This window comes from Streptomyces sp. 15-116A, from assembly GCF_025290915.1.
Lineage (GTDB): Bacteria > Actinomycetota > Actinomycetes > Streptomycetales > Streptomycetaceae > Streptomyces.
In genome coordinates, this window is the sequence record NZ_JAOCQE010000260.1 from 1 (window position 1) to 9,113 (window position 9,113).

6 protein-coding genes are annotated in these 9,113 nt (G+C 73.1%); all 6 read right to left on the minus strand.

Translation table 11 applies throughout. The annotated features are described in order from the left end of the window. Positions 1-363 precede the first annotated feature (363 nt). Positions 364-1,662, minus strand: a complete 1,299-nt coding sequence (locus N4P33_RS28710) for an MFS transporter (protein ID WP_260829763.1) — start codon at positions 1,660-1,662, stop codon at positions 364-366. A gap of 63 nt (positions 1,663-1,725) precedes the next feature. Then, positions 1,726-2,823, minus strand: a complete 1,098-nt coding sequence (locus N4P33_RS28715; protein WP_260829765.1) for a winged helix DNA-binding domain-containing protein — start codon at positions 2,821-2,823, stop codon at positions 1,726-1,728. Positions 2,824-2,940: 117 nt separating this feature from the next. Further along, complete coding sequence (locus N4P33_RS28720; RefSeq protein ID WP_260829766.1) at positions 2,941-6,885, minus strand: amino acid adenylation domain-containing protein; 3,945 nt, start codon at positions 6,883-6,885, stop codon at positions 2,941-2,943. Beyond that, on the minus strand, positions 6,882-8,108 hold the full coding sequence (locus tag N4P33_RS28725; protein ID WP_260829768.1) for a cytochrome P450: 1,227 nt from the start codon (positions 8,106-8,108) through the stop codon (positions 6,882-6,884). The genes N4P33_RS28720 and N4P33_RS28725 overlap by 4 nt, the downstream gene beginning before the upstream one ends. A gap of 1 nt (position 8,109) precedes the next feature. Continuing rightward, positions 8,110-8,316 (minus strand): MbtH family protein, encoded by a 207-nt coding sequence (locus tag N4P33_RS28730; RefSeq protein WP_260829769.1) that lies wholly within the window; start codon positions 8,314-8,316, stop codon positions 8,110-8,112. Between the two features lie 91 nt (positions 8,317-8,407). Continuing rightward, a partial coding sequence (locus N4P33_RS28735) for a thioesterase II family protein (protein ID WP_260829771.1) occupies positions 8,408-9,113 on the minus strand: 706 nt, incomplete at its 5' end.

A 9,113-nucleotide genomic window follows, 5' to 3' on the forward strand; every position in this document is an offset into this window, starting at 1 on the left:
GTGCGGGTGCTTCCCTCGCTTCGCCGCCGCTCGGGCGAGGCGCCGCACGGCGCCTCAGTGCGACGCGCCTCCCGGGCCGGTGTGCCTCCCGGGGTGGTCTGCTTCTCGGGCCGGCTTCCCGGGGTGGTCTGCTTCCCCGGCCGGCTTCCCGGGGCGGTGTGGCTCCCGGGTCGGTGTGGTTCCCGGGCTGGCTCCCCGGCCCGGTGTGCCTCCCGACTGGTGTGCTTCCCCCGCCGGTGTGCTTGCCCGGCCGGTGTGCGGGACCCGGCCCCGCGCCTCGTGTCGGTGCGCCGGTGCGGCGCCGCGTGGGTGTGGAGCGGGTGCCGGACCGGCCGGCACCCCCTCCGACGTGTCCCGGTCGGCCTAGGCGCCGACCTTCGCACCGTCCGTGGTGGACTGCGCCGGGTCGGCGTCCGGGGCGTCCGGTTCGGCGGGTGCGTCCCCGCCCGGCATCTCCTTGATCGCGGCGACCGGGCCCCCGAGGAGCGTCAGACCGCCGATGATGCTGAGCGCTCCGGCGATGGCCAGCCCCCCGGTCAGACCGAGCACCTCCCCGAGCGCGCCGCCCGCGAAGTAGCCGATGGACAGGGCGCCGTAGACCGCCGCCAGCGCGGTACCGCTGACCCGGCCCATCTGCTCGTTGGGCGTGACGCCCTGCACCAGGCTCAGGACGTGGATGTCGAACATCGGGGACACGAAGCCGATGACGGCCTGGACCACGATCAGGCCGGCGAAACCGGCGACCGCGCCGCCCGTCGGCACCAGGATGTACCCGGCGCCCAGCACGACCGCGGTCAGCACCAGCGTGCGGCCGACGGTGAGCACCTTGGTGACCATCTCGGACAGGACCGCGCCGACGATCACGAACACCGACATCACGGCGAACGCCGCGCCGACCTGACCGGGGCTCAGGTCGAGGACCTTGTACGCGTACACGATCAGCAGCGCGTCACCCATCGCGGCACCGAGGTTGACCACGACGTTGGCGGTGAACAGGCCGCGCAGGACGGGGTTGCCGAAGAGGGTCTTCAGGCCCTCCTTCATCTCGGCCTTGGCGGACGCCTTGGTCTCCTCCACCTTCGCCCGCGTGTCACGGTGCCGGATGAGCAGCAGGGCGACCAGCGAGACCAGGAAGGTGAAGGCGTCCGCCGTGATGGCGCGTGCCGCGCCGAGCAGCTGGATCAGCGCACCGCCCGCGCCGGCGCCGACGGCCTCGGCGACGCTCCGGCTGATCTGGAGCTTGGTGTTGCCCTCGACGAGGTTCTCCGTGCCGATGAGCTGCGGCAGCCAGGACTGGTACGAGACCTCGAAGAACGCGGTCAGGATGCCGGCGAGTCCGGCCACGACGTACACGTGCGCCATCGTGACGGAGTCCAGCGCGAACGCGAGCGGGATGGAGCCCAGGGCCAGGAAGCGGCCCAGGTCCGCCACGATCATGATGCTGCGGCGCGAGAACCTGTCGGCGACGAGACCGGCGACCGGCGCCAGCAGGAGGAAGGGCAGGAAACGCAGTGCGCCGAGGACACCGACCTCGAACGCTCCCCCGTCGAGAAAGACGACGGCGAGGGTGGGCAGCGCGAGCAGGGAGATCTTGTCGCCGAAGTTGCTGACGGTCTGCCCGAACCACAGGCGGTTGAAATCGGAATGCCGACCGAGTGCCATGTCGACGCCCTTTTCTGATTGGGGACGGATTTGTCGGACGGCACTGACCGTAGGAAGGGCGGGTTAGGGACCGGTTACGCATCCGGGCGGCCGGAGATTCGGTGTAGAGAGCGTATGAGAGGTTTCGTAGACGCCGGAGAAGCGGGCGATGTCGGCGCTCTCCCGGGCGATCCCCGCCGCCGTCGCCTCGTCGAACTCCCCGCTCCCGGGGAATGGTTCGACCACCGGTGGGCCGCCGCGCCGGCCGCCCGACCAGGTACCGACGGCCCAGCCGTCGACCACGACCGTCGGCCGGATCACCCCGCCGCCGGGCCACACACGGCGCTCGTGCTCGGCGGGCACCGACAGTTCCCTGCGACGGTATCCGAGAAGGTAGTTGTCGTACGCCGGGAGCAGCCGCACATCATCGCGCGCCAGGCCTTCCGCGTCCTGCGCGGGCGTTTCACCGGCGTCCGCCCAGGCCTTTTTGCACACGCTCGCGCGCAGCCCCGACCAGTGGGCGAGATCCGCGGCGTCCGCGGGCCCGTATCCCGCGCGGTAACGGCGGGCGAGTTCGGCGCAGGCGGCATCTCCCGTGAACGGCAGCGGGCCGGTGCCCGGCACCCAGTCGTCGAGCAGGACGAAGGTGGCCTCACCGGATCGCTGGGGACCGTGGCAGATCAGCCCGGACAGCGCGGTGCGCCGGATGAGGTGGAAGGCCGACTGGCCCTTGGGCTCCACGCCCAACGTCGTGAGCCGCTCGGTGAGTTCGGCCCGGGTCAACGGGCCCTCGCCGTCGACGGCCCGCACGATCAGCCGCTCCGCCCGATCGCACAGGGCCTCGTCCAGGCCGAGTTCCCGCAGCCGGCGCGCGCCGAGGGCCAGGTACACCGGGCCGAACAGGCCCAGCAGCCAGCGGACGTCGGCGGCGGGCACCAGCTGGAGGGTGCCGCGCATGAACCAGCCGCGTACGGCGGTCCGTTCGACGTCGGTGGCCCGGCGTACGTCCTCGGCGGTCAGGCCCGCCACGCGGGCACGCAGGCCGAGGCCCGCCGCGGCGAGGTCCTGCGCCTGCACGGCGAGGACCCGGCCCAGGGCGGCGGCGACCGTCGTCTCACGGGCCAGCCCCCCGATCGCCTGTGCGTGTGCTCTCAGCAGCCGGTCGGCAGTTCGTCGTTCCACGGTCCGAAGTCTTTCACCGAGAAGAAGTCTTTCACCGAGAAAGGGAGGGGCGGCCGCGGGACACCGCCCGCGGCCGCATGGTGTCGTGTTCGTGAGTCCCAGGGGGCCGTGCCGTGCTCAGCGCCTGCGACGCAGGACCGCGTAGTAGCCCGGCAGCAGCAGGGCCTCCGCGTCGGACTGCGGGTCGATGGCGTGCAGCTGGATCGGCCGGTCCTCCAGGACCTCCCAGTCGTCCGCGGGGAAGGCGGCGCTCAGTTCCGGCCGGGTGAAGCGGTGGGAGTGCCGCACACCGGCGGCCTCCAGCGGCGCGACCAGGTCCTCGGCGCGGCCGCGCTTGCCGCCGACGAAGCCGAGGTAGCCGAAGGAGTTCCCGGAGTAGTCCGGCTCGTGGACGATCAGCACCCCGTCGGGTCCGAGCAGCCGTCCCGCGACGGCCGCGAGCCGGGCCCGGGCCGCGCCGTCCAGGACGTGGAAGACACCGCGGACGAAGATGTTGTACGGCCCCTCGCCGAGGGCGCCGGCCTGCTCGGCGTCGGTCATGTCGACGGCGTGGTACGCGACGTTGGCCACGCCCTCCGCGCGGGCCTCCCGCTCGGCGTGCTCGACGGCGCTGACGGACACGTCCACGCCGACCACCCGCGGGTAGTGCGGGGCGAGTTCGCGGCTGTAGCGGCCGTTGCCGCAGCCGAGGTCGATGACGGGCAGATCGTCGCGGAAGTGCCGGCGGGCCTGCCCGAGCAGCCACCGGAACTCCTCCGTGCTCGCCGCGTCCCAGATGACGTCGCCACCGCGGCCGGTGCGCCGGACGCCCGCCCAGTAACGCTCCCACGCGTCACCGGTGTCCCGCTCCTCGACGGGCTCGGCGGCCTCCTCCTGGTCGCCGGGCGGCGGCGACAGACGCTCCCAGGTCTCCTCCTCGCCGAGCGCCTCCAGCAGCGCGACGAAGTCCTCGAACATGGACTCGATCAGCCCGTCCGGGTAGACGGCGGGCAGATAGTCCCAGTTGAAGGTCAGACCGCCGGCCTTCTCGAAGACCTGGAAGTCCAGCGAGACCTGCGGCGTCTGCGAGATGCCGTACACCGGCACGCCCAGCTCGGTCTCCTCGTACTGCGGCGGGTGACCGGCCAGGCTGGTCATCACCACGGGCATCGCGGGCGCGAGGGTTCCGCGCATCCTCGTCAGCTCGCGCAGCACCTGCACACCGCTGAAGTAGCGGTGCTCCAGGTCGGCCCACAGCCGCCGCTGCACGGCCTGGGCGCGGCCCGCGAACGTGGTCTCCCGCTGTTCCACGGCCAGCAGCAGGGTGGTCGTGGTGTCCGCCAGCAGGGAGTTGACCTGCGGATGCAGCGGAAGCCGGTTGAACAGCGGGAAGTTGATGGTGAACCGCGCCTGCCCGCAGGCCCGGCCGAGGATCTCGGCGTAGGCGGCGGCCAGCACCCCGGACGGGGTCACCTTGCGCTCCCCGGCCCGCTCCTGGACGCGGTCCCACAGCCCGGCGGGCACGACATGGCTGAGCCGCTCGAAGCGCACGGGCAGTGCCGGGCCGCCGGCGGGGCGTTCGGGCAGGGCGGGGGCGGGCGGCAGGGTGGCGAGCCGGTCCCGCCAGTACCACTCGGAGCGGCGGTACAGCTCGCTGTCGCGCAGGGAGCTGCCGACGGCCAGCACGTAGTCGCGGAACGACAGCTGAAGCGGCGGCAGTTCGGCCTCCGGCTCGGTGTAGAAGGCCACCAGGTCCGGGATCAGCACCTGGAAGTAGCTCCACGCGTCGGCCACCAGGAAGTCCAGGCACAGGTGGATACGGGCGCGGCCGCCGCCGAGCAGGCTGATCCGCACGTCGAACAGCGGCCAGCCGTCGGCGTCGAGGACCTGGTGCGACAGCCGCTCGCGCAGCGCGTCCAGCTCCGCCCGGCGCCGCTCGGCGTCGAGCCCGCCGAGGTCGGTGACCGGGATGTCGTACGCCGGCACCTCCTCGTACACCTGCTGGGTGCCGTCGGGCAGGATGCGGGTGCGCAGCGCGTCGTGGCGCTCGACCAGCCGGCGCCACGCGGTCTCGAACCGCGGCACGTCCAGTTGCTCGCTCTCCCACTCGAAGTAGCCGTGGCAGCCGACGTTGCCCAGGTCCACCAGGCCGCCGCGGCCGATCCACAGGGCCTGCTGGCTCTCGGTCAGCGGGAACGGCTCGAAGCGGGCCGCCGGGTCGGGGACGATGGCGGCCAGACCGCCGAACTCCCCGCGCCCGCCCGTGTGTTCGGTCACGATCAGGGTGCCGAGTTCGGCGACCGTCGGGCAGGACGACAGGTCGGACAGGCTCAGCTCGACGCCGTAGCGGCGGCGGATCTCGTCGATGAGCTGGAACGCGAGCAGCGAGTGCCCGCCCAGATCGAAGAAGTTGTCGTGGATGCCGACCGTCCCGGTGCGGAACGCCTCGCACCACAGCCGCACCAGACCGTCCTCCACCTCGTCGCGCGGCGGCTCGTACCCGGCGCCGGCGCCCTCGTGGGGCTCGGGCGGCTCGGGCAGGCGCTGCCGGTCGACCTTCCCGTTGGGCAGGCGGGGCAGCGCGGGCAGGACGACGACCGTGCCGGGGACCATGTAGTACGGCAGGGTGCGGGCCACGGCCGCCCGGATCGCGCCCGGGTCCGCGGTCGCGTCGCCGCCGGGGGAGACGTACGCCACGAGCCGCTTGTCGTTCGGGCCGCGTTCCTGCGTGACGACCACGGCCTCGGCGACCCCGTCGGCGCGGGCGACGTGCGTCTCGACCTCGCCCAGCTCCACACGGAAACCGCGGATCTTCACCTGGGCGTCGGACCGGCCGAGCAGCTCGAGCGCGCCGTCCTCCCGGCGGCGGGCCAGGTCACCGGTGTCGTACAGCACGGGATACGGGTCGCCCTCGACGACCCCCGACCGGAACTTGGCCGCCGTCAGCTCCGGGCGGCCGTGGTACCCGGCGGACACCCCGGCGCCCGAGACGTGCAGCCGGCCGACCTCGCCGTCGGCGACCGGCCGGTCCTCCCCGTCCAGGAGATGGACGCGCATGTTGGCGATGGGCACCCCGACCGGCACCTGCCGTGCGGCGCGCACCTCCGCGGGGGTGGCCTGGCTCGTGAAGTCGACTCCCGCGCCCAGATCCAGGCAGGTCAGCACATTGGTCGTCTCCGTCGTGCCGTACGTCATGACCACCCGGAACGGCGTGTCGACCGGCGGCCAGCTGTGCACCCGCTCCGCCGTCGTCACCAGGATGCGCAGCGCCGTGTCGTGCGGCCACCGCAGCCCCCACACGGGTTCCGCGAGAGCGGCGACCAGCATGGTGTGGGTGATGCGCTGCGCGCTCAGCCAGTCCCGGATCTGCTCGGGTGTCTGCGCCCTGCCCGCCTCGGGGATGTGGATCGCCGCGCCGAGGGGCAGGTACGGCAGCCACTCCATGATCTGCACCGCGAAGCCGGGCGTGGACATCCACGACGCCCGGTCGCCCGGACGCACCCCGTAGGCCCGCCCGGTCCAGTGCACCAGGTTGGTCAGGGCACCGTGCCGCTCCAGCACGGCCTTGGGCGTGCCGGTCGACCCCGACGTGTAGATGAGGTGGCTGACGGTGTCCGGGCCGGTGACCACACCGGCCGGGGTGTCCGGCTGCCCGTGCCCGGCGGTGGCGACGTCGGCGCACTCCACGTCCTCGGGCAGCCGCGGGACGGTCGTGGGCGCGGTGAGCACGAGCAGCGGGGCGGCGTCGGCGATCATCGCGGCGAGCCGGTCGTCGGGGTTGACGGGGTCCAGCGCCACGATCGCCGCCCCGGTCTTGAGGACGGCGAGGGACCCGATGACGTACTCGGCGCCGCGCGGGTAGCACAGCCCGATCCGCTCGCCGGGGAGCGCGCCCCGCGCGATCAGCGCGTGGGCCAGCCGGTTGGTGACGGCCTCAAGTTCCTCGTACGTCCAGGAGCGCTCGCCCTGCACCAGGGCGGGGGCGCCGGGGGTGCGGGCGGCCTGCTCGGCGAGGAGCCCGGCATACCCGGTGGCGGGGAACCCGGTGTCGGTCCGGTTGAAATCTACGAGTGCGGTGGTCACAGCGCGGCCCTTTCTCGGTGTGCGAAAGCCCGGCTGCGCAGCAGCCGCACCGGGAGACTCTTGATCCCCCACGTGAAGTTCGACGAGTTGAACAGGACGGGCCCGGTCGTCTCGAAACCGTCCAGGGTGGCGAGCAACTCGGTCAGCAGCGCACCGAGTTCGAAGCGGGCGAGCCGGGCGCCCAGACAGAGATGGCGCCCGTGGCCGAAGGCGACGTGGCGGTTTGGGCGCCGGTCGACCCGGAAGGCGTGCGGGTCGGTGAACACGTCCTCGTCGCGGTTGGCGGAGACGTTCCACAGCGTGACCCGGTCCCCGGCCGCGATGCGCGTGCCGGCGATCTCCGTGTCGCGCACCGCGGTGCGCAGCGCGTGCACCCCCGGCGTGGTCCAGCGCAGGATCTCCTCGACCGCGGGCGCGATCCCGGCGGGGCCGAGGGAGCGCAGCAGCTCCCACTGCTGCGGCAGCTCGGCGAACATGTGCACCGCCCCGGCGGCGGAGTAGCGGGTGGTCTCGTTGGCGCCGGACAGCACCCCGTTGCAGTTGAAGACGATCTCCTCGTCGCTCAGGGGCCGTTCGGTGCCGTCCCCCTCGTCGACCAGGGTGTCGTGCGCGATGTGGCTGACCAGGTCGTCGCCGGGGCGGGCCCGGCGCTCGGCGAGCAGCTCGATGAAGTAGAGGAAGATCTCCGAGTGCGCGTTGCTGCGTACGGTCTCGTCGGGGGAGTCGAACGCGTCGGTGGTCAGCGCCCCGATCCACGCCCAGTCGGGGCGCGGGATGCCCATCATGGCGCAGACGACCCGGTTGGGCAGCTGCTTGGCGAGGTCGATGAAGTCCAGCTCGCCGAGCTCGGCCGCCTCGGCCACCAGCTCGCCGACGACCCTCTCGACGAGGGCCTCCAGACGGGGCATCTGCTGCGGCCCGAACGCCTGGTGCAGCGCCCGCTTGAGCCGGGTGTGCTGCGGGGCGTCGGAGACGATCAGCATGCGCTGGCTGACGGCGGCGACGGCCGCCGGGTCACTGCCGAGCCGCATGCCGCGCGCCGAGCTGAAGGTGTCGCTGTCGGCGTACACGGCCATGATGTCGCGGTGCTTGCTCAGCACCCAGAAACCGTCGCCGCCGGGCTCGGGGTGCCGGTGCACCGGCGCGTGGGCGCGCAGCCAGGTGAACGTGGACCAGAAGTCGTTGCGGGCGAAGGGCGCGGGGTCGAGGAGGTCGATGCGCATCTCAACTGCCCCCGCTCCGGGGCGCGGTGGCCGCGGTCCGCACGCTGCGGGGCCGCGTGTCGTTCCAGCGGGCGTCCACGTGGGCGACGCACTCGTCCTCGGTGCCGCTGAACCCGGCCGGCGTCCAGCCGCCGGGCAGCTCGCGTCCCACGGGATACAGCGCGTACTGCTCCTCGTGGTTGATGAGGACCTGATAGATGGTGGGCACGACGTCCTCCGGGCTCGGTCATGTGGGCTTGTGGCTCGGGCACACGGGTCTTCGGCAGGGGCGGGCGTACGGAGCTGACACCGACGTGACGTCAGGTGGTGGCGGCCGGTGCGGCGGCGGCCTGCCGCAGCAGTCCGGCCAGGTGCTCCAGGAGTGCCTCCGGTCGGCGCAGCACGGCGTGGTGCCCGCCCTGGACGCGGTGGACCTGGAAGGCGCCGGTCGTGACCGTGGCCCACCCGGCCAGGTCCTCCTCGCTGACGGTGTCGTCGCCCGCGGCCCGCCAGGCGTGCACGGGCACGGACAGCGCGGTGCCGGGGGAGTGGGTGTAACTCAGCGACAGCACCGCGTCCTTGCGGAGCATCGCGACCATCAGCGCGCGGGTGTCCTCGTCGAGGAAGGCGGGGTCGAGCCCCGCGGTGTCGAACAGCTTGTCCAGCTCGTCGTCGTCCTCGACGATGCCCCGCCCGGCGCCGTCCCAGTGGCCGGGCGCCCGGCAGGCGCTCACCACCAGCGCGGCCGGCCGCACCCGGCGGGCGACCTCGTAGCCGAGAAGCCCGCCGAAGCTGTGGCCGAACACGACCAGGGGGCGGCCCCCGGCGACGACGGGCCCCAACTCGCCGGCGATGGCCTCGACGGCCTCGCCGAACGTCCGCGGCATCGGCTCGCGCCAGCGGTTCTCGCGGCCCGGCAACTGCGCGCCGTACACCTGCCCGATCCCGGCGAGGGCCGGCGCCCAGGCACGGAACTGCTGGCACCCCGCGCCGGCGGGCGGCAGACACAACAACACCGGAAGCGCG

What these genes read in the sequence shown, in the direction of transcription:
- N4P33_RS28725 (WP_260829768.1), bottom strand. Translation starts at nt 8,108, where the DNA reads ATGCGCATCGACCTCCTCGACCCCGCGCCCTTCGCCCGCAACGACTTC.
- N4P33_RS28710 (WP_260829763.1), bottom strand. Translation starts at nt 1,662, where the DNA reads ATGGCACTCGGTCGGCATTCCGATTTCAACCGCCTGTGGTTCGGGCAG.